The following is a 21,813-nucleotide window of genomic DNA, read 5'->3' on the forward strand; positions in this document are numbered from 1 at the left end:
TGCGCCAACCATCTGGCAAAGGAGAACGCATGCAGATACCCCGCATAGACAGTCGCGAGTTGATCGATCGCCTCAAGCTCGAACCGCATCCCGAGGGCGGCTACTTTCGTGAGACCTATCGCGCGAATTCAGGAGTCACGCGCAAGGGCGAGGACGATCTCCGTTCGGCATCGACAGCCATCTATTTCCTCCTTTGCGATGGCGCTTACTCCGCCTGGCACCGTATTCGGTCGGATGAAGTCTGGCATTTCTATGCGGGTGACTCGATCGATGTCCATGTGCTCCATTCGAACGGAGAACTGACGACGCATCGACTCGGCAATGCGCTTGAAGATCCGCAGGCGGCGTTTCAGGCGGTCGTCAACGCGGGTGACTGGTTTGCCGCCGAATGCCATGAACCAGGCGGTGCCGCGCTCGTCGGCTGCACGGTGGCGCCAGGGTTCGAGTTCAGCGAGTTCGAATTGGCCGCGCCCGGCGCGCTCGGGGCGCGTTATCCACGGCATCGCCAGTTGATCGAGCGGCTGGAGCCTAAGCGTCTGTGAGCCAAATGAAAGTCAGGCGCGCGGTTTGCTGTGAAACGGCTAAGAAATGAAAAGCAACTTAGCAAACGAGCAAACGAAAGCGCCATGGACGATTCCCTTATCCGCCTGCGGGCGAAGATTGCAAGGCAAATCGCCGAGCGAGAAGCAACCCTACAACCGATGCGCGACTACGCAGTTCTTGGCGGCAACGCCACCCCCGAACGAACTTACTGCCCCGTTACCCTCGCGGCATTGGAGCAAGACCTTTGCGGCTGGAAGCGCATGGCCGCAAAATTGGAGACGACTGTTTTGTTCGAGCCGCGCGAACATCGCGCGTTACGCATGCCGCGTCTGCGTTAAGCAAGCGTCGGCCTTTGCGGTCAAAATGGTTAGCGCAACGCTAACCACGGAGACCCGCAATGTCAGCATCGAAGCAAGACACGCCTGTCTGGTTCATCACCGGCTGTTCCACCGGCTTTGGCCGTGAACTCGCATCCGCTGTGCTTGCGCGCGGCTGGCGTGCTGTCGTCGCCGCTCGCGATCCCGCCCGCGTCGCCGACATCGTCGAGCCTGCAGGCGATAGAGCCATTGCGGTTCGGCTCGACGTCACGCGCCCGGACGACATCACCGCTTCGGTAAAAGCGGCGCACGATGCGTTCGGTCAGATCGACGTATTGGTCAATAATGCCGGCTTCGGCTATTTGGCCGCAGTCGAGGAAGGCGAGGACGACGAGGTGCGCGCGATGTTCGAAACCAATTTCTTCGGCGCGGCTGCAATGATTCGCGCGGTACTGCCAGGCATGCGGGAGCGTCGCGCGGGGCACGTGGTCAACATCACATCCGTGGGCGGCCTGGTTGGTAATCCGGGCAGCGGGTATTACGCTGCGACCAAGTTTGCGCTCGAAGGCCTCGGCGAAGCGCTCGCGCGCGAGACCGAGGGCCTTGGCATCAAGGTCACGGCCGTCGAACCAGGACCTTTTCGCACAGATTGGGCGGGCCGCTCGCTTAAGCAGACCCAGCGTTCGATCGACGACTACGATTCGGTCGCCGGTCGCCGTCGCGCGGGGATTGCCGAGCTTAGCGGCAGACAAGCGGGCGATCCGGTGCGCGCGGTGCAGGTCATCATCGAAGCCGTGGAAGCTAAAAATCCGCCCGCGCATCTCGTGCTTGGCAACATTGGGCTTCAAGCCGTGCGGGCCAAGCTTGCAGCGCTTAACGCGGATATCGATACCTGGCAAGAACGCAGCGCCTGGAGCGACAACCCGCTCGATTAAAAGCATCAGCTTCGAACCTCAGGCCCGCTTATTGCGCTATTGGTTATTGCGCTCGATCTTCGACGCTTGTGCTATTTACGCTTCGGGAAAAATCCATCATGCGCGTGCTTTTCGTTGAAGATGACGTTGGTCTTTGCGACGCTTTCAGCGCGCTTGCCCGCGCCTCCGGGCATATCGCAGATGTCGCATACGATGGACACCGGGCGCTTGAACTCGCGTCGGAAAATCGCTACGACACGATATTTATCGACATAGGTCTGCCGGATTTCGATGGTCGCGATCTTTGCAGACGGTTGCGCGCTGCCGGGCCGAGCCAGCTTGCTTGCGTCGTCGCGGTAACGGGTGACGATCGGCACCGTGACAGCGAACAGGAACAATTCGACGGCTACTACCTCAAGCCCTTCACTGAAGAAGGCTTTATGGCGGTCTTAGCGGCTTGCTAAAGAAAGCAATTAAAGACGCAATAAAAACGTCCGTTCATTTAGAACGGACGTTTTTATTTTGTGCTTAAGGGAAATACAGGAAAAAACGTAGCCGCACAGAAAAGTCCGTTTGTACAATGCCCTTAACGGAGATTTGAGATCTGCCCAAAGAGGCAAAAGCAGGAGACAACCCAAAAACGACATGGTCCGCTTTGCTTACAAGCGAGCACCGGAACACGACACCGCCGAGTCCCCGGTCTATCCGGTGGTCGTGACCGGCGCGGGGCCGGTCGGTCTTGCGACTGCAATCGATCTCGCGCAACACGGCGTTTATACCGTGCTCGTCGATAGCGACGACACCGTATCGGCCGGTTCGCGCGCCATCTGTTTTGCGAAGCGCACACTTGAAATCTTCGAACGTCTCGGCTGCGTCGACGAGATGATCGAAAAAGGTGTGCGCTGGAATGTCGGGAAGGTGTTCCTGCATGACGATCTGATTTATGCATTCGACTTGCTGCCCGAAGCAGGCCATGCGCATCCCGCGTTCATCAATCTCCAGCAATATTACGTCGAGCGCTATCTCGTCGAACGCGCGGCACAAGTCGATAACTTGCATATGCGCTGGAAGAGCCGTGTAGTCGGTGTAACGCAGCATCGGGATCATGTCGAACTGCAAGTGGATACGCCCGATGGACGATACGCCTTACGTACACGCTATGTCGTAGCGGCCGACGGCTCACGCAGCTTCATTCGTCAGGCTCTCGATCTCGATAGTCACGGCCGGATATTCAAGGACCGCTTTCTCATTGCGGACGTCAAGATGAAAGCGCCGTTTCCGGCGGAACGCTGGTTCTGGTTCGATCCACCGTTTCATCGCAACCAGTCTGTGCTGCTGCATCGCCAGCCGGACAACGTATGGCGCATCGACTTTCAGCTCGGCTGGGAAGCTGACCCTGTCACGGAAAAAGCACCCGAACGTGTCATTCCGCGCGTCAAGGCATTGCTTGGCGAAGACGCGGAATTCGAACTCGAATGGGTGAGCATCTATACGTCTGCATGTCAGCGCATGGAGCATTTCAGGCACGGTCGAATTCTGTTCGCAGGCGATGCGGCGCACGGCGTCTCACCTTTCGGCGCGCGCGGCGCGAATAGCGGTGTGCAAGATGCAGACAATCTCGCATGGAAGCTCAGTCTCGTCGTTCATGGCGACGCTCCGCCTGCTTTACTCGACACGTATGCATCCGAACGGGAATACGCCGCGGATGAAAACATTCGTCATTCCACGCGATCGACCGATTTCATCACGCCGAAGAGTGCGGCCTCGCGTCTATTTCGGGACGCGGTGTTGGAGCTATCGAAGGACTGTGCTTTTGCGCGACGCCTCGTCAATAGCGGGCGACTCTCGGTGCCGACCGTGCTGCAAGACTCGCCGCTCAATACGCCCGATCAGCCCGATGACAGCTTCGCATGTTCGATGACGCCAGGGACGGCATGCGTGGATGCGCCCATACGCGTAAATGGCCGCGCTGCATGGCTCTTGCAACAAACGCATGGCAAAGGCTTCATTGGAATCTACTTCTGCGGCAGCGATGACGGGGAGGAAGTGCGCAGGGCTCTTTTACAGAGGCTAACGTCGTTTCGTCTATTGCTGGTTGCGCCGAAGGGCATGGCCGCGTCGTCCGAAGATATCGAAGACGTCGATGGCATCGTGGCGCATCGATTCGATGCTCGCCCCGGCACGTTCTACTTGTTGCGCCCCGACCAGCACGTATGCGCGCGCTGGCGTGGGTTCAACGCCGATGCGATATTTAACGCCGTACAACGCGCTACCTGCAATGGATAAAGCCAGCATGAAGCTCAAGCTCGAAGCCAATCTTGCCGATCCGGATGCGTTCTATGAACGGCTCATCGGCACACACGACGGACTAAGCGACGAAGAAAGCCGCATGCTCAACGCCCAGCTCGTGCTGCTTCTCGCGAATCATATTGGCGATGACGATGTAATCGGAGAAGCATTGGCCGTCGCACGCAACGGCGTCAAAGCAGATTAAACGGCAATGCGCAGTGTCTCGCAGATAAAGGCGCCAATGCGGTCGATATCGTCTAGCCGCAGCAGAGGCAGCGCGCTGTCGACTGCCGAGGCATCGTCGGTTGCAATGGCAAGAATTGCGACGTCGGTCTTATAAAGCGGCTCCCGGCCAACCGATGGCCGAACCACCTCCAGTCGCGGAATGGCTTCGCGTGCAAATCCTTCGACAATCGTGAGGTCCGCATGTGTCAGCCGCGCAGCGAGTTCCGTAAGCGAAGGCTCGTTCCCCTCGCGCAACTCGCGCACGATTGCATAGCGGTAAGGCGATGCAATCACCACTTCGCCCGCGCCTGCACGCCTGAAGCGCGCGCTGTCTTTGCCCGGCGGTTCGAGTTCGATTGAATGATGACTGTGCTTGATGACGTTGACTACAAGACCGCGTTCCCGAAACCAGGGCAACAACGCCTCGATCAGCGTGGTCTTGCCCTGACCCGAGCGGCCCGAGATACCGAAGAGCGGCGCATTCATGCGATAGATCGTCTCAAGGAAAAGTGCTGGATCGATCGAAGGAGTTTAACGGTTCATTAGCAGCCAGGGAGAATTCGCGCTATCGTCGTGCATTGCGTTTGGCGGCGCCCCACGGTTCGCGTCATGGCCCCGTCAAGCATTAGCGGACAAAGCATTCAACAGGATCAAACATGGCAGAAGACAATCCCAGCACAGGCGTCGCTCCGCAGCAATTTTCCATCGACGTAATGCTCGAAAAATATGCCAAGGGCGACGAGACGCGCGTCGAAGATATTTATCTGCGCGTGGCGCGTGGTGTCGCAATGTCCGAGCCCAAAGCGTTACGCGCGAAGATCGAAGCGGAGTTCGTCGATAACTTCCGGCGCGGCGCATTGGGCGCCGGGCGCATCATGAGCGCGGCGGGCGCAGGTATCGATGCCACGCTCATCAACTGCTTCGTTCAGCCTGTGGGCGATGCCATTCAAGGCGTCGACGATAACGGTTTGCCCGGCATTTACGTTGCGCTGCTGCAAGCGGCCGAGACGATGCGGCGCGGCGGAGGCGTGGGCTATAACTTTTCCGCCATTCGTCCTCGCGGTGCGCGCGTGCATTCCACGGGTTCAGCTGCATCCGGACCATGCAGTTATATGGATGTGTTCGATGCATCATGCCGCACGGTGGAGAGCGCAGGATCACGCCGTGGCGCACAGATGGGCATACTCGACTGCACGCACCCCGATTTGCTCGAATTCATCGCGGCTAAACACACGAAGGGACGCTGGAACAACTTCAACGTGTCCGTCGCGGTAACGGACGAATTCATGCAGGCCGTTGCCGACGACGCCGTCTGGCAACTCGTGCATAAGGCCGAGCCTTCGCCTGCACAGCGGGCATCGGCGGACATCCGGAAGCGTGACGACGGCTTGTGGGTGTATCGGGAAGTGCGTGCGCGTGACGTATGGAACACGATCATGCGATCGACCTACGATGTCGCCGAGCCAGGCGTCGTTTTCATGTCGCGCATGAATGACGATAACAATCTGCGCGCCGTCGAAACGATTCGCGCGACGAACCCTTGCGGTGAACAACCCTTGCCCGCATACGGTTGCTGCAACCTGGGCCCGCTCAATCTGACTCGCTTCGTGCGCGACCCTTTTGCGCAAGCGCGCGGCGGCGTCCCTGGTTTCGATTGGGACGGTCTCATGCGTACCACGCGCACGCAAGTGCGCTTTCTCGATGACGTTCTCGATGTCACGTTGTGGCCGCTCGAAGAACAAGCACGTGAAGCGGCTGCCAAGCGACGTATCGGTGTCGGCTTTACGGGGTTAGGCGACACGCTCGTAATGCTTGGTCTTCGTTATAACTCGAACGAAGGGCGCGAATTTGCCATGCGCGTCGCACGCACCATGCGCAATGAAGCGTATCGCGCGTCGGTCGAACTTGCACGCGAACGCGGCGCATTTCCGCTCTTCGATGCAGCACGTTATCTGGAAGAGGGCACTTTCGCATCGCGCTTGCCTGATGATCTCAAGAGCGAGATTCGCGCGCATGGCATCCGCAATAGCCATCTGCTTTCCATCGCGCCCACGGGCACCGTGAGTCTCGCGTTTGCGGACAATGCATCGAATGGTATCGAGCCCGCGTTCTCGTGGACCTATCAGCGCACCAAGCGCATGGCCGATGGCTCCAGCCAGACCTTCGCTGTCGAAGACCACGCGTACAGGCTTTATCGCGAGATGGGCGGAGACGTCAAGGCGCTACCCGATTACTTTGTGAGTGCGCTCGATATGTCCGCGCAAGATCATCTGGAAATGATGACGGCCGTGCAGCCTTTCGTCGACACATCGATATCGAAGACCGTCAACGTACCTGCGGATTATCCGTTCGACGCGTTTCAGGACCTTTACTTCGAGGCATGGCGACGCGGCTTGAAGGGACTCGCGACCTATCGGCCTAACGACACCTTGGGCGCGGTGTTGTCGGTCACGCCACAGGAAGAGAAGACACCGAGCGACTCACCCGATCCCGAACTGGATCTCGATCCTTTGCGTATTGCGATCGATCACCGTCCGCGTGGAGAGCTGCCCGCGATTATCGAGAAGGTCGAGTATCTGACGCAGGCGGGAAAGAAGTCGCTCTATCTTGCGGTGTCCTTCATCGAAGTGACAGGGCGTATTGCAGGCGATGACGTGACCATCGAGCGACCCATCGAATTCTTTATCCCGACGGGGCAGAGCGACGAATCGCAGCAATGGATCACGGCGACCATGCGTTCATTGTCGCTTGCGGCGCGTGGAGGCTTTGCCGCACGTACGCTGCAGGACATGCGCAAGGTATCGTGGGATCGCGGTCAGGTGCGTCTCGGCGATGTCGAGCGTTTAGATGGACACCGCAGTCCACGCTGGCATGACTCGGAAGTCGCCGCGCTTGCCTTTGCGATTCAGCAAATTCTTCATCGACGCGGTTTTCTCGATGCCGAAGGCAGTCAGGTGCCGTCACGCGTACTTGCCCGCAAGCATATCGACGTGACCCATACACGCGCTCTAGTGACTGAAGACGAGACCGTGGCACACGCGGACGTGACAGATTTTTCGTCCGACGATGCCTTGTCGAACGACCCGCATACACTCACGCAGATGCATGGGCGCAAATGCCCGACATGTGGCGCGAATGCGGTGATCCGGAAAGACGGTTGCGACTTCTGCACTGCTTGCGGTGAAATAGGCGCTTGCGGCTGAAGCTCAAACGCGTGTGCCCGGCAGGCACACGCGTTTGATTGATTTGCTACTCGCCGTGCTCGCTCGTGTCCTGCTCGGTCTCTTGCGAGCGAGATTCGACAAACGGGCGCCACACCGGCGTCACCGAGGCTAGTTCTTCAAGAACCGAATATTGTTCAAGCGATGTATTTTCGAACATGATGACCTCTGCAATTCTTTAGCGCGTGACCGAACCGTTCGCATATTCCACGATACGGCGATTGCGCGCTTCCGCTTGAGCGGCATCGCGAGCATGCGCTTCGCTTTGAGCAGCGACCGCATCGCCCCACATGCTGCGATCAGGATACGTATTGCGATTCAACGCGGGCAACGAACCGTTCGAATAGGCAGCGGCAAGTTCAGCCCGCACTTGCGCACGCGTCTTGGGCGTTTCACTCGTAGTCGTTTGCGTCTGATACGTTCCCGCGCGACCAATGCCTTCACCGCCGTCGGCAAATGCCGTGCTCGAAACCACGGCTGAGATAGCCGCGAGTGAGAAACCCGTGATGAGATAGCTTTTCATGCGTGCAACTCCTTTCGATCCGTTTCCTGTGCTTCGGATGCGACGCGGATGCAATCGGCTAAGAAGAGGATTGCATGCGCTTCGCGACAGGTCGAAATGTAGTCGCCACGCTAGGGGCAGATAAATGCCGGATGCGCGAATAGATTTGTCGATTTCGGCGAATAATCGCTAAGAGCCTTAGCCACCGGACAATTGGCGACGCTTGCATGTGCCGGCATTTTTCCCTATCGCATCGATAGGGACGAAAAAAAGGCGTGTCGCCTGAGACACGCCTTTGCTTTGCCAGCGAAATAGCTAGCCAATAGTTAGCTAAACAACGACATCCTCAGTACCCGAAACTTCCGGTGTACCGTGACGCACGACCGTGGGCGCGGCAGTGCTGGTGGGCAGGCAACGCTCTTCCGCGTCCTTCTGACCTTGCAGCAACGGGCAACGCTCGAACAGCTCCGCGACCCAGTCCACGAACACGCGCACCTTTGGCGAAAGATGGCGATTGTGCGGATAGACGGCGGAAATAGGCATCGGCAAAGGGCTCCATTGCGGCAGCACTTCGACGAGCTCGCCTGAACGCAAGTACGGCAACGCCATGAAGCGCGGCGCTTGAATCAGACCCACGCCCTTGAGACCGCAACTGAGATAGGCCTCGGCGTCGTTCACCGCGATCATGCCGCGCATCTTCACTTCGATGGATTCGTCGTTGACGACGAAGTCCATATCCATCACACGCCCCGTGCGGCTCGAAAAATAATTCACGGCCACATGGTCCTGAAGGTCTTCAAGCGTTTGCGGCTTGCCATGACGTTCGAGATATTGGGGACTTGCGACCGTCACGCCCTGAAACACGCCAATGCGTCGCGCGACCAGACTCGAATCCTGCAGCGTTCCGACGCGAATCACGCAGTCGACGCCTTCCTGGATGAGGTCGACTGGCTTGTCACCGAAGCCGAGCATGAGTTCGATTTCCGGATAGCGTGTGTGAAAGTCGCAAAGCTGCGGCATCACGATGAGCCTGCCGATGGCCCCCGGCATGTCTACCCGCAATTTGCCGTGCGGACCCTTGCCGTTGTTCGAGAATGTGCCCTCGGCTTCCTCGATGTCGGCAAGGATGCGCACGCAGCGCTCGTAGTAGGCCGCGCCATCGGGCGTCAGATTGAGCCTGCGTGTCGTGCGCTGAAGCAGTCGCACGTTGAGAAACGCTTCCAGGTTTTGAATGATCGTCGTGACCGACGCGCGCGGCAAATTGAGCGTATCCGCTGCGCGCGAAAAACTGTTGGTGTCGACAACCCGTGTGAAGACCTGCATTGCTTGTAGCCGATCCATGTTTCCTCACCTTCGATGCTTAGGGCACCAGCATAGCGGCGCACGGAATTAAGCGCCTGGCTAAGAACAGTCATGTGCGTATTAACGATGATTGTTCGGTGCGTCCGAATTGTGTTGCCGGATTATAGGCATTTATTAAAAAAGGCGTGGCATCCAGAATTCGCAGCATCGCAACTTATGCGTGACGGCCTTATTTTTCAGGCCGCGCACGAAAAATAACCATGGCAACATTGTTGGATCTGGAGGCGCGTCCGAGATTGTGCATCGAAGATGTGCGTATCGCCGGACACGTACAGCCGATCACGCTGCGCAGTTACCGCCCCGCGTCGGATGGCAACGTGTTGCCTATCGTTCTTTATTTCCACGGCGGCGGTTTCGTGCGTGGAAGTCTGGACGAAGCCGATGTGGCTGCAAGCGTCATCGCACGAGATACGCCCGCTTGGGTCATCTCGGTCGGCTATTCGCTTGCGCCTGAATTTCCATTTCCCGCCGCGCCTGAAGACGGATATCGCGCGGCACAGTGGGCGGTTGCGCATGCTCGTGCGCAACGTGCAGACCCTTTGCGCATCGGCGTGGCGGGGCATGACGCAGGCGGCAACCTCGCGACGTGCGTTGCAGCCATAGCGCGCGATCGCGGCGATTTGCGCCTGTCCGCTCAAGTGCTGCTTGCGCCATTGCTCGATCCGAGCATGACGCGCCTCGCCGATGAACGCAAAGTGCTGTGCCCCGATCTGGAAATGAGCGATTGCGCGCGTTGCTATCGCGCGTATCTGCCCGTGCCTTCGCAACGTTTGCATCCTTATGCGGCGCCGCTCGAATCGCGGCGACTCAATGGCTTGCCGCCGGCGCTGATCGCGAGCGCGGAGCATGACCTCCTGCATATCGAGGCGGAAAAATACGCGGCGGAATTGATCAACGCAGGCGTGCCGACCGAAATGACGCGTCATTGCAAGGCCTCGCATCAAGCGCTGGCCGCGCATCCTGACGCGCTTGCCGATGTCGTCGCGTTCTTCAAGAAACGCCTCGCGCGCCCCAAATAAGCGCGCCACGCACCATAAAAAAACAATCTCAACGCAACCGGAGCTTCACCATGTTCTTCACTCGCAAACGTATTTACGCTGCGCTAGGCGCGGTGATCGTCATTGCTGGCGCGGGCGGCTATACCGCCTGGCGCGGTCACGGCGACGCCATCAACCAGGCGCAAGCCGCCGCGCATAGCCCGACCGCCACCGAAGTGGACGTGGCCGCGGTGGTCTCGAAGACCATCACGGACTGGCAGAGCTATTCGGGCCGTCTCGAAGCGGTGGACCATGTCGACATTCGCCCGCTCGTGCCCGGCACGATCGTCGCGGTGCACTTCAAGGACGGCGCGCTCGTGAAGAAGGGTGACGCGCTCTTTACCATCGACCCGCGTCCATATGAAGCGGAAGTCGCACGCGCCGCGGCGCAAGTTGCATCGGCGCAAGCGCGTAACGGCTATACGTCTACCGACGCTGCGCGTGCAGAGCGCTTGCTTACCGATAACGCCATCGCCAAGCGCGATTACGACGAGAAACAGAACGCCGCGCGCGAGGCCGTCGCCAACCTGAAGGCCGCGCAGGCTGCGCTCGAAACGGCGAAGATCAACCTCGCCTACACGCATATCGTGGCGCCCGTATCGGGGCGCGTATCGCGTGCAGAGCTCACGGTGGGCAACATCGTCTCGACGGGTGCGAATGCGCCGCTTCTGACCACGCTGGTCTCGGTCTCGCCGATCTATGCCTCGTTCGATGTCGACGAACAGACGTACTTGCGCTATCTCGGCCGCGATACGGGCAGCAGCGTGCCTGTTTCGCTGGGTCTTGCAAACGAAGACGGTTACTCGCGCGAAGGCGTGGTCGATTCCGTCGATAACCGCCTCGATACGACCTCGGGCACGATCCGCGTGCGTGCGCGCTTCAACAATCCGGATGGCTCGCTCTTGCCGGGACTCTATGCACGCATCAAGGTCGGCGGTGGCACGCCGCATCCGGCTGTGCTCGTGGATGACGCGGCTGTCGGCACCGATCAGGACAAGAAGTACGTCATGGTGGTGGACAAGGACAACCGCGTGCAGTACCGCGAAGTCACGTTAGGCGCCACGCATGAAGGCCTGCGCGTGATTACGAAGGGATTGCAGCCGGGCGAACGCATCGTCGTCAATGGCTTGCAGCGCGTGCGTCCCAACGATGTGATCAAGGCCAATAACGTCGCAATGGACAGCAACGCCAATGCGACGCCCGTGAAAACGGCATCGGCTTCGTAAGCATCTCGAACAGACAGAACTCGTCATGAACATATCCAAATTTTTCATCGACCGTCCGATCTTTGCGGGCGTGCTGTCGGTGATCGTGTTGCTGGCTGGCGTCATCGCCATGTTCAAGCTGCCGATCTCCGAGTACCCGGAAGTCGTACCGCCTTCGGTCGTGGTGCACGCGCAGTATCCGGGCGCGAATCCGAAGGTGATCGCGGAGACCGTGGCCTCGCCAATCGAAGAGCAGATCAACGGCGTCGAGGACATGCTCTACATGCAGTCGCAGGCGAATAGCGACGGCAACCTCACGACCACGGTCACGTTCAAGCTCGGCACCGATCCGGACAAAAACACGCAGCTCGTTCAAAACCGTGTAAATCAGGCTTTGCCGCGCTTGCCGCAAGACGTGCAGCGGCTTGGCGTGACCACCATCAAGTCCTCGCCGACGCTGACGATGGTGGTTCACCTGAACTCGCCTAACAACCGTTACGACATGACGTATCTGCGCAACTATGCGCTGATCAACGTGAAGGATCGGCTCGAACGCATCTCGGGTGTGGGTGAAGTGCAACTGTGGGGTTCGGGCGATTATTCGATGCGCGTATGGCTCGATCCGCAAAAGGTCGCGCAACGCGGCATGACGGCGACCGACGTGGTCAACGCCATTCGTGAACAGAACGTGCAGGTGGCGGCAGGCGTGATCGGTGGTTCGCCCACGCTGCCGAATACGCCCTTGCAACTGAACGTGAATGCACGCGGCCGCTTGCAGAACGAGTCCGAGTTCCGCGACATCGTGCTGAAGACATCGCCCGATGGTGCGGTCACGCATCTGAGCGATGTGGCGCGCGTCGAACTCGCAGCATCGGAGTATGGCTTGCGTTCCTTGCTCGACAACAAGTCGGCGGTTGCAATCGCAATCAATCAGCAGCCGGGTGCAAATTCGCTGCAAATCTCCGATGAAGTGCGCAAGACGATGAAGGAACTGCAGGCGGATATGCCTGCGGGTCTCGAGTATCAGATCGTCTATGACCCGACGCAGTTCGTGCGCTCCAGTATCGAAGCGGTAATTCATACGCTCGCTGAAGCCATCGCTTTGGTCGTGCTCGTGGTGATCGTGTTCCTGCAAACCTGGCGTGCTTCGATCATTCCGTTGCTGGCGGTGCCGGTGTCGATTGTCGGCACGTTCTCGCTGCTGCTTGCGTTCGGCTTCTCGATCAACGCGTTGTCATTGTTCGGGATGGTCCTCGCGATTGGCATCGTGGTGGACGATGCAATCGTCGTCGTGGAGAACGTCGAACGTAATATCGAAGCGGGGTTATCTGCCCGAGAGGCGACGTATCAGGCCATGCGCGAAGTGAGCGGGCCGATCATCGCAATTGCCTTGACGCTCGTGGCCGTGTTCGTGCCGCTCGCGTTCATGTCGGGCCTCACGGGTCAGTTCTACAAGCAGTTCGCGATGACCATCGCTATCTCAACGGTGATCTCCGCATTCAACTCGTTGACCTTGTCGCCCGCGCTGGCTGCGATGTTGCTCAAGGGTCACGATGAACCGAAGGACTGGCTCACGCGTGGCATGGACCGCGTGTTCGGCGGCTTCTTCCGTCAGTTCAACAAGGTCTTTCATCGCGGTTCGGATGCCTACGGCAAGGGCGTGAAGAGCGTCATCAACCGCAAGGCCGTGATGATGGTGCTGTATGCCGTGCTGCTTGCAGGTGCGGTTCTGATGGGCAAGATTGTGCCGGGCGGTTTCGTGCCCGCGCAGGACAAGGAATATCTGATCAGCTTCGCGCAATTGCCCAATGGCGCATCGCTCGACCGTACCGAAGGCGTGATCCGGCAGATGAGCGACATCGCGCTCAAGCAACCGGGCGTGGAAAGCGCGGTGGAATTTCCGGGCTTGTCGGTGAACGGCTTTACGAACTCATCGAGCGCGGGGATCGTGTTCGTGACGTTGAAGCCCTTCAAGAACCGCGTGCATGACAAGGCACTTTCCGCCAATGCGATTGCGGGTGCGCTGAATCAGAAGTATGCGGGTATCAAGGGGTCGTTCATCGCCGTGTTCCCGCCTCCGCCGGTTCTCGGGCTGGGTACACTCGGTGGTTTCAAGATGCAACTGGAGGACCGTGGTGCGCTCGGTTACGCAGCGCTTGCGGATGCGACGCAGGCGTTCATCAAGCGTGCCTCGCAGACGCCTGAACTCGGACCGACGTTCTCGAGCTATCAGATCAACGTGCCGCAGCTGAACGTCGATCTGGATCGCGTCAAGGCCAAGCAGCTTGGCGTATCCGTGACAGATGTTTTCGACACGATGCAGGTGTATCTCGGCTCGCTCTACGTGAACGACTTCAACCGCTTCGGACGCGTGTATCAAGTGCGCGTGCAGGCCGATGCCCCGTTCCGCGCGAACCCTGAAGATATCGGCTTGCTGAAGACCCGCAACGCGAATGGCGACATGGTGCCGCTCTCGTCGCTCGTCAGGGTGACGCCGACCTATGGTCCGGAAATGGTGGTGCGCTACAACGGCTACACGGCAGCTGACATCAACGGCGGTCCGGCTCCTGGCTATTCATCGGGTCAGGCGCAGGCAGCGGCGGAGCGAATCGCCGCGGAAGTGTTGCCGCGCGGGATCAAGTTCGAATGGACCGATCTCACGTATCAGCAGATTCTCGCGGGCAATGCGGCTTTGTGGGTGTTCCCGATCAGCGTGCTGCTCGTGTTCCTCGTGCTTGCAGCGTTGTATGAAAGCCTGACCCTGCCGCTCGCGGTGATCCTGATCGTACCGATGAGCATTCTGTCGGCGCTGCTCGGTGTTTGGCTTACGGATGGCGACAACAACATCTTCACGCAGATTGGTCTAATGGTGCTGGTGGGCTTGTCGGCGAAGAACGCGATTCTCATCGTGGAGTTCGCCCGCGAACTGGAGATGCAGGGACGCTCGATCGTGCAGGCCGCGATCGAAGCAAGCCGCTTGCGCTTGCGCCCGATTCTCATGACATCTATCGCCTTCATCATGGGCGTGGTGCCGCTCGTACTGTCTTCGGGTGCGGGTTCGGAGATGCGTCATGCAATGGGCGTTGCGGTGTTCTTCGGCATGCTGGGTGTCACGCTCTTCGGTCTGATGCTGACGCCGGTCTTCTACGTGATCCTGCGCAAGCTCTCGCGCACGGAGCATGTGACGGACAAGCACGGCTCGCATCCGCAGATGCGGGGTATCGGCGGCTCTTACGAGGCGCAATGAGGTCAAACATGAACAAGTTGCATATGAAACGATGGCTGGGCCTTCCGGGTTTGATGGCGGCGCTGCTGGTGGTCGCGGGCTGCTCGCTCGCGCCCACTTACGAAAAGCCGGATGTGCATGCGCCTTCCGCTTACAAGGAAACGCCGCAACGAACCAGCGATACGAGCGCGCTTGCTCCTTCGGAAACGGGCACCTGGAAAACGGCTCAACCCTCCGAAGAAATGATGCGCGGCGAGTGGTGGACCTTGTTCGATGATCCCGCGCTCAACGATCTCGAACGTCAGGCGCAGGAAGCGAACCAGAACCTCAAGGCAGCAGCGGCACGCGTGAAGGAAGCGCGCGCAATCAACCAGACTGCGCGTGCGGGTCTGTTCCCGACGCTCGATGCAGGCTTCGGTCCGACGCGTGAGAAGTTCTCGCCGGCATCGCAGTTCCTGCCGGCCGATGCCAATGTGCCTGCACAAACGTTGTGGCGTGCCCAGGCGAGCGCATTGTATGAAGTCGATTTGTTCGGCCGCGTTTCGGATTCCGTCAAGGCCGCCAACGCCGACACGCAACAAGGCGAAGCGCTTTTCCGCTCGGTGCAGTTGGCCTTGCAAGCGGACGTCGCACAGAACTACTTCAATCTGCGCGAGCTCGATGCGGAGAACGATGTCTTCACGCGCACGGTTACGTTGCGCGAGCAAGCGTTGAAACTCGTGCAGCGCCGTTTCGATGAAGGCGACATCAGTGAGCTCGATGTGGCGCGCGCCAAGTCCGAGCTCGCGACCGCGCGCTCGGATGCGATGACCGTGCAACGTCTGCGCGCATCGTCCGAGCATAGTCTTGCGGTGCTGCTCGGCAAGACGCCGGCTGAATTCAGCGTGGCGGCGAATCCGCTCAAGCCAGTGACGGTTCGCGTGCCACCGGGCTTGCCTTCAACCTTGCTTGAGCGTCGTCCTGACATTGCTGCTGCTGAACGTTCGATGGCCGCAGCAAATGCACGCATAGGCGTAGCAAAGGCTGCATTCTTCCCTTCGCTCACGTTGACGGGCGCAGGCGGCTTCGAGTCGGCAACGCTTGGCGATCTCTTCAAATGGTCGAGCAGAACATTCCTGCTGGGCCCTTTCGCGGGAACGGCGCTGAATATTCCAATCTTCGATGGCGGCCGTCGCAAGGGCAATCTTGCGAATGCACGTGCAATCTATGAAGAGGACGCTGCGAATTATCGGCAACAAGTGCTCGTTGCATTTCGTGAGGTAGAAGACAATTTGTCCGACTTGCGCATTCTCGAAGATCAGACGGCTACGCAATCGGATGCGGTCAAGGCTTCAGTGCGCGCGGCACAACTCTCGCGAACGCAGTACACGGAAGGTGCGGTCAATTATCTCGATGTGATCGATGCGGAGCGCACTGTGCTGCAATCGCAGCGTACTTCGGTGCAGCTTGCGGGAACGCAGGCGGTATCCACAGTCAACTTGATACGTGCATTAGGCGGCGGCTGGGGCGATGCGATGCCCGCGCCGGTGCCTGAGCCGAGTCTCGCGCAGAAGTAATGTGTCTTCAAGGCCCTGCAGCATGCAGGGCCTTATTGTTCGTATCGGGGAACATATGTCTTCATCCGCGGGCCATTTATCCCGGGCCTGCAAATCCCTAAAATTCTTATATGGAAATGGGAGCTAAAGATGAAAGCATTAATTGCCCGACAACTGTATCAACCAGCCGTGGTGCTGCCACTGCTGCTACTCATGCGCCTGATGGTCACCCTTGACTTCAACCTCGCGCAAGTCATGTTCGTGATGGTGTTCAAGGGTTCGCAGCAAGCGTATCAGTTTGCCATTCGCCGCACGCTGCACCGTCAGGAACACATCGGGTGCAGTCACTGCTGCTAAAGCGCTTTAGTAAATCTCCGGGACGTACATGGTTTCCGGCACGGGCTGCCGCAAATAATCCGGATTGAATACGCGCTCGGGCAGCGTAATCGCAGAGTGCTCGATCTCGTGATACGGCACCTGACTCAACAGATGATGCATGCAGTTCAGCCGCGCACGCTTCTTGTCGACGGCCTGAACCACCCACCACGGCGCTTCGGGAATGTGTGAACGCTGCAGCATGACTTCCTTAGCGGCTGTATAGGCTTCCCAGCGGCGTCGGCTTTCGAGGTCCATCGGACTCAGCTTCCACTGCTTTAGCGGATCTTCAATACGCGCCTCGAAGCGCACTTCCTGTTCGTCATCGGTAATAGAAAACCAGTACTTGATGATCTGAACGCCGCTACGCACGAGCATCTTTTCGAACTCGGGCACGGAACGGAAGAACTCTTCGTATTCGGCGTCAGTACAGAAGTTCATCACGCGTTCTACTCCCGCGCGGTTATACCAGCTTCGATCGAACAGAACGATTTCGCCGCCTGCCGGAAGATGCGATACGTAGCGCTGGAAATACCATTGCGTGCGTTCACGATTATTCGGCGCAGGCAGAGCAGCGACGCGGCACACGCGCGGGTTCAGCCGCTGCGTGATGCGCTTGATCGCACCGCCTTTACCGGCCGCATCGCGGCCTTCAAAAATCACCACGAGTCTATGGCCCGTATGCACGACCCAATCCTGCAACTTCACCAGTTCGCCCTGCAAGCGAAATAGCTCGCGGAAATAGGTCTTACGAAGCTGCCGTTCCTCGTCGGAGAACGCTGCCTCGCCATCCAGGAAGCGGTCGTCGATCTCCATTTCGAACTCTTCGTCGTAGCTGTCGATCAGGTCGGCATGGAAGCGGCGCTGCTTGTCCATCTCGTTCATTGGGGGCTCCGTGGGCGGCTTGCCGCTGCAATTTTTGCGGCGCAGATTGCTTGATTATGACTGTATTAGAAGGCAATCATATGACGGCGTATGCAACGCTTTGCGCGTTTAGTGCATCAAGGGCAAATTGTCGAGGTCGCTTACGCCGTTAGAATGTTGCGATATTTCAGTGGCATTGCGATGGCAACTTTCCCTTCCGAGGCCAAGACACGATGAATCAAACCTCAAGCGCGATTCCAATTTTCGACGCCGAACGCACCGCGCAGCTCGTTCCTTATGACCGCCTGGTCGACACGCTCGCCGCCACCATGCTCGATTACGCGGCGGGCCGCATCGTCAGTCCGGAGCGCATGGTGGTGCCGCTTGCGCGAGGTGGGATCATGTTGTCGATGCCTGCAAGCGCGGCGGACTTGGCCATGCACAAGCTCGTCAACGTGTGCGCGGGTAACGGTGCGCTTGGTTTGCCCACGATTCACGGACAGGTCACCGCATTCGATGCCGTCACCGGCGTGCCGCAATTCATGCTCGACGGCCCTACTGTAACGGGGCGCAGAACGGCGGCGGTATCGATGCTCGCTATCCGCGCTCTAAGCGCGCAGCCGCCGAAACAGGTGCTGGTGATAGGTACGGGCAAGCAGGCGGCCTACCATGCGGAGGCGATCGCGAGCGTTTATCCCGATGCATCGATCATCGTCCAGGGGTCGCGAACCGAGCGTGCGAATGCCTTTTGCAAGGCCCACGCAGCGGCTTCGCCAAAGCTAGCGGCGCTTGAAAGCTCAAACATTCCTGAAGCTGTCGATGTCGTCATCACCGCGACCACCAGCAAGCAGCCTGTCTATACGCTGCCGGCGCGAGCAGATCGGTTGGTCATCGGTGTTGGCGCCTTTACGCCTGATGCGGCAGAAATAGCGCCGGGCACTATCGATTCAAGCGCTTTGTATGTCGATGACCCGGCGGGGGCGCGCCATGAAGCGGGGGATTTCATCCTTGCTGGTGTGAAATGGGAAAACGTCAATCCACTTGCACAAGCAATCACGGCGAGCGTGCAAAACGAACGCCCGATCGTATTTAAGTCCGTCGGATGCGCGGCATGGGATCTCGCTGCATGTCGAGTTGCTAGAGCTTTATTGTTAGACAAAAATAACAGCGCTAATTAAGGCGCGAGCTGGCTTGGAACGGTCCTTGCTGAATGTCTGTTCAATCGAAAGCTGGCGCAAGCGCCTTGGCACCCAAATGAACAGACCCATGAATAGCCGATACGACACCAGATGGACGCCCGGTTTTCCCGCGCGCAACGACGGGAATGATGGATCAGGCGGTGCGTCCGCACAGCCTAACGCGGCGCCGCCGGCTGCTTACTTTATCTCCGTGCTGGAGCTTGCGACTGGCGAGAAGCTGGGCAATGACGAACGCTTACGCGCCGTCGCCATGCTTGAATCGCAGTTTGGCGAGGGACGTCCACGTACGCTTAAGGAGGCCGTGCGCATTTGTGCCGGAGCCATCGATTCATCGACATTGCAGCGAATGGCGCGTGGCGCTAAGGCTTAGGAAGGCCTTAGCGAGCGACGCAATTCGTTCACGGTCTTGTAAGACAGGCGGCTCTTATTTAACCGTCTGAATCACTTCGAAGCCTTCGAATTCCGGGTGGCCTAAGTAAAGCTGCCTGGTTTCTCCGCCCGCATTGCGATGCGCGGCGCGAAATGCATCCGACTGAGTCCACTGTTCGAACGCAGCATGGTTTGTCCAGATCGTGTGACTCGAATAGAGGACATGGTCATCCCGCGTCGGTCCCTTTAGCAGATGGAACTCCACGAAGCCCGGCACTTCCTTGAGGTGCGTGTCACGGCTTGTCCAGAGATGTTCGAAATCGGCTTCCGCGCCTGGAACGATCTTGAAGCGGTTCATGGCAATGTACATGTCGATATGGCTCCTTGGTTTTAGGCATTCGAAAAATAATCAGGCCTTTGACAGTTCGACCAGCGTCCTGAAGCCGCCGAAGAACATGCGTTTGGGATCGAACGGCGGTTCGCCGTTTTCCATCATGCTCTTAAGGCGCGAGTCTTCCATTACTTTGGCGTTGACGGCGTCACGTTGTTCGCGCGATTCATAGACGATCCACGAGAAGACCACCGTTTCGCCTTCCTTGAGCTGTACGCTTCGAGGGAACGAGGTGAGCTCGCCTGGCTTAACATCGTCGGCAATACATTCGACAAACTGCAGCGCGCCATATTCCAGCCATATTTTGCCCGCTGCATCGGCCATGCTGCGATACGCGTCGACCTTGTCGATCGGCACTGGTACGACGAAACCATCCACATAGTGCGCCATTGCTGTCTCCTTTGAGCGAACCAGTCGCTGCTTGCTTTGAGCACCGAGCGGCCATCTAAGTTCAGGAGGGCACGTTTGTCCATTTGCCTTCCGCGAACTTGAGCAAGACGGACGATAGCGGCGCGAGATCCATCTTGAGTATCGACGACAACGGTTCGTCGCGCACGATACAGAGCGCCGCCTTCATGACGATGGCGTGCGTTACGACTATGCAGCATTCGTGCTCCGTATTCGAAGCAAGCCCCTCGAGCGCTTTCTCAACGCGCTTTGACAGCATTGCCACGCTCTCGCCGCCATGCGGCCTTGCATGGGGATCGGAAAGCCATGCCGCAACGTCTTGAGGCTCGCGCTCACTAATCTCGCGAATGGAACGACCGCGCCATTCTCCATAGTCGATATCGTCGAATGCGACATCGATCGAAAAAGCTGTCGTGATCCAAGCCGCTGTTTCGCAAGCAGCGCGGGCCGGGCTGGATGTGACGCGGCTTGGCTCGCCCGGGACATCGAGCGTGCATTTAGCCTGTTCGACAGGCTCGTCGCCTTGCGGAAAACGCCCGCTTTTCATGGCATGCGTGGCGGCGTGGCACAGCAAAATCAATGTCGATTGCATAGGCTTTAGCTCATGGTCGTTTTACTTTGCCGGCAATCATCATAGAATGGCAAGCTTGCAGTGCGAGGAAGCCGGTGGAAGCCCGGCACGGTCGCGCCACTGTATGCGGTTCGCGCTAAGAGCGCGATGCCGCGAGTCAGACCCCGCTGCATGCTCTTCGTCTATCGGGACGCGCTTTTCCCTGGAGAAATTTCAATGAATATGTCCAACGCGCCGGCTTTTTCCGCTGGTATTGCAACGCCCGCTAACGATGCACCGGTCCCCATTCCGGTGCGTGAGGTCCTTCCTTGGACCGTTTTTATCGGCCTCGTTCTGCTGATCGCGATTTATTTCGTCGGCGCCGAGCAAGGTGCAACGTCCATTATCTCGGGCATGTACGTCCACGAATTCGTTCACGATGGCCGACACTTGCTCGGCTTTCCGTGCCATTGAGGACGGAGCATGATTCGCAACTTGCTTATACGCGGCATGGTCGCGGGACTCGTCGCGGGCCTGATCGGCTTTGGCTTTGCGCGCGGCTTCGGCGAACCTTCAGTTGCTCGGGCTATCGCGTTCGAAGAACAGCACGAGCATGCACAAGCGCCCGCACACGATCATCACGATGAAGCGGCGGCAGCGCAATCGCATAGTCATGGTGATGATGAAGAACTCGTTAGCCGGGACACGCAAGCGGGTTTGGGCTTACTAACGGGCGTGGTGGTGTTCGGCACGGCTTTAGGCGGTATTTTCTCGCTGATCTTTGCCTTGGCTTATGGGCGGCTCGGCTCGTTGCATGCGCGCGGAACGTCGGTTTTGCTTGCGCTCATTGGTTTCGTTAGCGTTGCGCTCGTGCCGTTCATCAAATATCCCCCAAACCCGCCCGCCGTGGGCAATGCCGAAACCATCGGTCCGCGTACGGCGCTTTTCTTCGGCATGGTGGCGATATCAATCGTCGGCGCGGTGTTCGCGGTCTATGCGCAGCGACGCTTGCAGGCGCGTCGCGGCAACTGGAACGCGGCGCTTATTGCGGCGGCTGGTTATGTCGTCCTGATGGTTATCGCGCAAGTGGCACTGCCTTCTGTCGACGAAGTACCCGCCGACTTTTCCGCGTCGTTGTTGTGGAATTTCAGGCTGACTGCCGTCGGTATCCAGGCATTGATCTGGGCAACGCTTGGACTGCTCTTCGGCGCGCTTGCGTCACGTGAACTCGAGCGTCCGGCCGCGCGTCGCATGGCCGCTGCCTGAATCGAATGCTCGATG

24 protein-coding genes and 1 riboswitch are annotated in these 21,813 nt (G+C 58.7%); of the genes, 16 read left to right on the plus strand and 8 right to left on the minus strand.

All coding sequences use genetic code 11. The features are described from left to right. The first annotated feature begins 29 nt into the window (after positions 1-29). The 6 genes from QCE79_RS26480 (at position 30) to QCE79_RS26505 (ending at position 4,268) form a co-directional block, all read left to right on the plus strand. Positions 30-542 carry a cupin domain-containing protein gene (locus QCE79_RS26480; protein ID WP_309848923.1) on the plus strand — a complete coding sequence of 171 codons (513 nt, stop codon included), beginning with the start codon at positions 30-32 and terminating at the stop codon, positions 540-542. 84 nt (positions 543-626) lie between these two features. After that, complete coding sequence (locus tag QCE79_RS26485; RefSeq protein WP_244829473.1) at positions 627-881, plus strand: hypothetical protein; 255 nt, start codon at positions 627-629, stop codon at positions 879-881. Positions 882-940: 59 nt separating this feature from the next. After that, positions 941-1,795 (plus strand): oxidoreductase, encoded by an 855-nt coding sequence (locus tag QCE79_RS26490; RefSeq protein ID WP_309848928.1) that lies wholly within the window; start codon positions 941-943, stop codon positions 1,793-1,795. Positions 1,796-1,893: 98 nt separating this feature from the next. Continuing rightward, positions 1,894-2,238 carry a response regulator gene (locus QCE79_RS26495; protein WP_244829475.1) on the plus strand — a complete coding sequence of 115 codons (345 nt, stop codon included), beginning with the start codon at positions 1,894-1,896 and terminating at the stop codon, positions 2,236-2,238. A gap of 181 nt (positions 2,239-2,419) precedes the next feature. Beyond that, the gene (locus tag QCE79_RS26500; protein ID WP_309848931.1) at positions 2,420-4,060 is read left to right on the plus strand and encodes an FAD-dependent oxidoreductase; all 1,641 of its coding nucleotides are present in this window, start codon (positions 2,420-2,422) and stop codon (positions 4,058-4,060) included. Then, on the plus strand, positions 4,053-4,268 hold the full coding sequence (locus QCE79_RS26505) for a DUF2783 domain-containing protein (protein WP_404989419.1): 216 nt from the start codon (positions 4,053-4,055) through the stop codon (positions 4,266-4,268). The genes QCE79_RS26500 and QCE79_RS26505 overlap by 8 nt, the downstream gene beginning before the upstream one ends. Here QCE79_RS26505 and mobB read toward each other — a convergent pair. After that, positions 4,265-4,774: a molybdopterin-guanine dinucleotide biosynthesis protein B gene (mobB, locus tag QCE79_RS26510; RefSeq protein ID WP_250467259.1), complete on the minus strand. Its 510-nt coding sequence runs from the start codon at positions 4,772-4,774 to the stop codon at positions 4,265-4,267. The genes QCE79_RS26505 and mobB overlap by 4 nt on opposite strands. Before the next feature lie 170 nt (positions 4,775-4,944). Here mobB and QCE79_RS26515 point away from each other — a divergent pair, with 170 nt between their 5' ends. Continuing rightward, entirely contained in the window at positions 4,945-7,491 is a 2,547-nt protein-coding gene (locus tag QCE79_RS26515) for an adenosylcobalamin-dependent ribonucleoside-diphosphate reductase (protein ID WP_309848933.1), read from the plus strand. 46 nt (positions 7,492-7,537) lie between these two features. On the opposite strand, the gene QCE79_RS26520 is transcribed toward QCE79_RS26515, so the two are convergent. From QCE79_RS26520 to QCE79_RS26530, 3 genes are all read right to left on the minus strand, one after another. Continuing rightward, a complete protein-coding gene (locus QCE79_RS26520; RefSeq protein WP_309848935.1) occupies positions 7,538-7,669 on the minus strand; it encodes a hypothetical protein in 132 nt (43 codons plus the stop codon). Positions 7,670-7,687: 18 nt separating this feature from the next. After that, positions 7,688-8,032, minus strand: coding sequence for a DUF4148 domain-containing protein (locus tag QCE79_RS26525; protein ID WP_250467255.1), 345 nt, complete (start codon positions 8,030-8,032; stop codon positions 7,688-7,690). Between the two features lie 309 nt (positions 8,033-8,341). Then, on the minus strand, positions 8,342-9,352 hold the full coding sequence (locus QCE79_RS26530; protein WP_244829480.1) for a LysR family transcriptional regulator: 1,011 nt from the start codon (positions 9,350-9,352) through the stop codon (positions 8,342-8,344). A 221-nt stretch (positions 9,353-9,573) separates the two neighbouring features. Between QCE79_RS26530 and QCE79_RS26535 the strand changes: the two genes are divergently transcribed. The 5 genes from QCE79_RS26535 (at position 9,574) to QCE79_RS26555 (ending at position 16,733) form a co-directional block, all read left to right on the plus strand. Beyond that, positions 9,574-10,392 carry an alpha/beta hydrolase gene (locus tag QCE79_RS26535; RefSeq protein ID WP_250510130.1) on the plus strand — a complete coding sequence of 273 codons (819 nt, stop codon included), beginning with the start codon at positions 9,574-9,576 and terminating at the stop codon, positions 10,390-10,392. A 50-nt stretch (positions 10,393-10,442) separates the two neighbouring features. Next, positions 10,443-11,636 carry an efflux RND transporter periplasmic adaptor subunit gene (locus QCE79_RS26540; protein ID WP_244829482.1) on the plus strand — a complete coding sequence of 398 codons (1,194 nt, stop codon included), beginning with the start codon at positions 10,443-10,445 and terminating at the stop codon, positions 11,634-11,636. A 25-nt stretch (positions 11,637-11,661) separates the two neighbouring features. Beyond that, entirely contained in the window at positions 11,662-14,862 is a 3,201-nt protein-coding gene (locus QCE79_RS26545; RefSeq protein ID WP_250467249.1) for an efflux RND transporter permease subunit, read from the plus strand. 8 nt (positions 14,863-14,870) lie between these two features. Further along, entirely contained in the window at positions 14,871-16,397 is a 1,527-nt protein-coding gene (locus tag QCE79_RS26550) for an efflux transporter outer membrane subunit (protein WP_309848939.1), read from the plus strand. A gap of 129 nt (positions 16,398-16,526) precedes the next feature. Then, positions 16,527-16,733 carry a hypothetical protein gene (locus QCE79_RS26555; RefSeq protein ID WP_244829485.1) on the plus strand — a complete coding sequence of 69 codons (207 nt, stop codon included), beginning with the start codon at positions 16,527-16,529 and terminating at the stop codon, positions 16,731-16,733. A gap of 6 nt (positions 16,734-16,739) precedes the next feature. On the opposite strand, the gene ppk2 is transcribed toward QCE79_RS26555, so the two are convergent. Further along, positions 16,740-17,636, minus strand: a complete 897-nt coding sequence (gene ppk2 / locus QCE79_RS26560; protein ID WP_244829486.1) for a polyphosphate kinase 2 — start codon at positions 17,634-17,636, stop codon at positions 16,740-16,742. Between the two features lie 212 nt (positions 17,637-17,848). On the opposite strand from ppk2, the gene lhpI reads away from it, so the two are divergent. After that, positions 17,849-18,793 carry a bifunctional Delta(1)-pyrroline-2-carboxylate/Delta(1)-piperideine-2-carboxylate reductase gene (gene lhpI, locus QCE79_RS26565; protein WP_309848941.1) on the plus strand — a complete coding sequence of 315 codons (945 nt, stop codon included), beginning with the start codon at positions 17,849-17,851 and terminating at the stop codon, positions 18,791-18,793. Positions 18,794-18,818: 25 nt separating this feature from the next. Beyond that, entirely contained in the window at positions 18,819-19,184 is a 366-nt protein-coding gene (locus tag QCE79_RS26570) for a hypothetical protein (RefSeq protein WP_309848943.1), read from the plus strand. A gap of 54 nt (positions 19,185-19,238) precedes the next feature. Here the strand turns inward: QCE79_RS26570 and QCE79_RS26575 are convergent, their stop codons facing one another. The 3 genes from QCE79_RS26575 to QCE79_RS26585 all read right to left on the minus strand — a co-directional run bounded on the left by QCE79_RS26575 (position 19,239) and on the right by QCE79_RS26585 (position 20,574). Further along, positions 19,239-19,553 (minus strand): antibiotic biosynthesis monooxygenase, encoded by a 315-nt coding sequence (locus QCE79_RS26575; protein WP_250467245.1) that lies wholly within the window; start codon positions 19,551-19,553, stop codon positions 19,239-19,241. Positions 19,554-19,592: 39 nt separating this feature from the next. Further along, positions 19,593-19,964, minus strand: coding sequence for a DUF1428 domain-containing protein (locus QCE79_RS26580; protein ID WP_250467237.1), 372 nt, complete (start codon positions 19,962-19,964; stop codon positions 19,593-19,595). A 61-nt stretch (positions 19,965-20,025) separates the two neighbouring features. Beyond that, on the minus strand, positions 20,026-20,574 hold the full coding sequence (locus QCE79_RS26585) for a histidine phosphatase family protein (protein WP_250467236.1): 549 nt from the start codon (positions 20,572-20,574) through the stop codon (positions 20,026-20,028). Between the two features lie 41 nt (positions 20,575-20,615). Then, positions 20,616-20,740, plus strand: a riboswitch (cobalamin riboswitch). A 35-nt stretch (positions 20,741-20,775) separates the two neighbouring features. On the opposite strand from QCE79_RS26585, the gene QCE79_RS26590 reads away from it, so the two are divergent. Both QCE79_RS26590 and QCE79_RS26595 read left to right on the plus strand, forming a co-directional pair. Then, positions 20,776-21,006 (plus strand): CbtB-domain containing protein, encoded by a 231-nt coding sequence (locus tag QCE79_RS26590; protein WP_250467459.1) that lies wholly within the window; start codon positions 20,776-20,778, stop codon positions 21,004-21,006. 9 nt (positions 21,007-21,015) lie between these two features. Continuing rightward, complete coding sequence (locus QCE79_RS26595; protein ID WP_250493490.1) at positions 21,016-21,798, plus strand: CbtA family protein; 783 nt, start codon at positions 21,016-21,018, stop codon at positions 21,796-21,798. Positions 21,799-21,813 lie beyond the last annotated feature (15 nt).

This window comes from Caballeronia sp. LZ003, from assembly GCF_031451465.1.
Classification (GTDB): Bacteria; Pseudomonadota; Gammaproteobacteria; order Burkholderiales; family Burkholderiaceae; genus Caballeronia.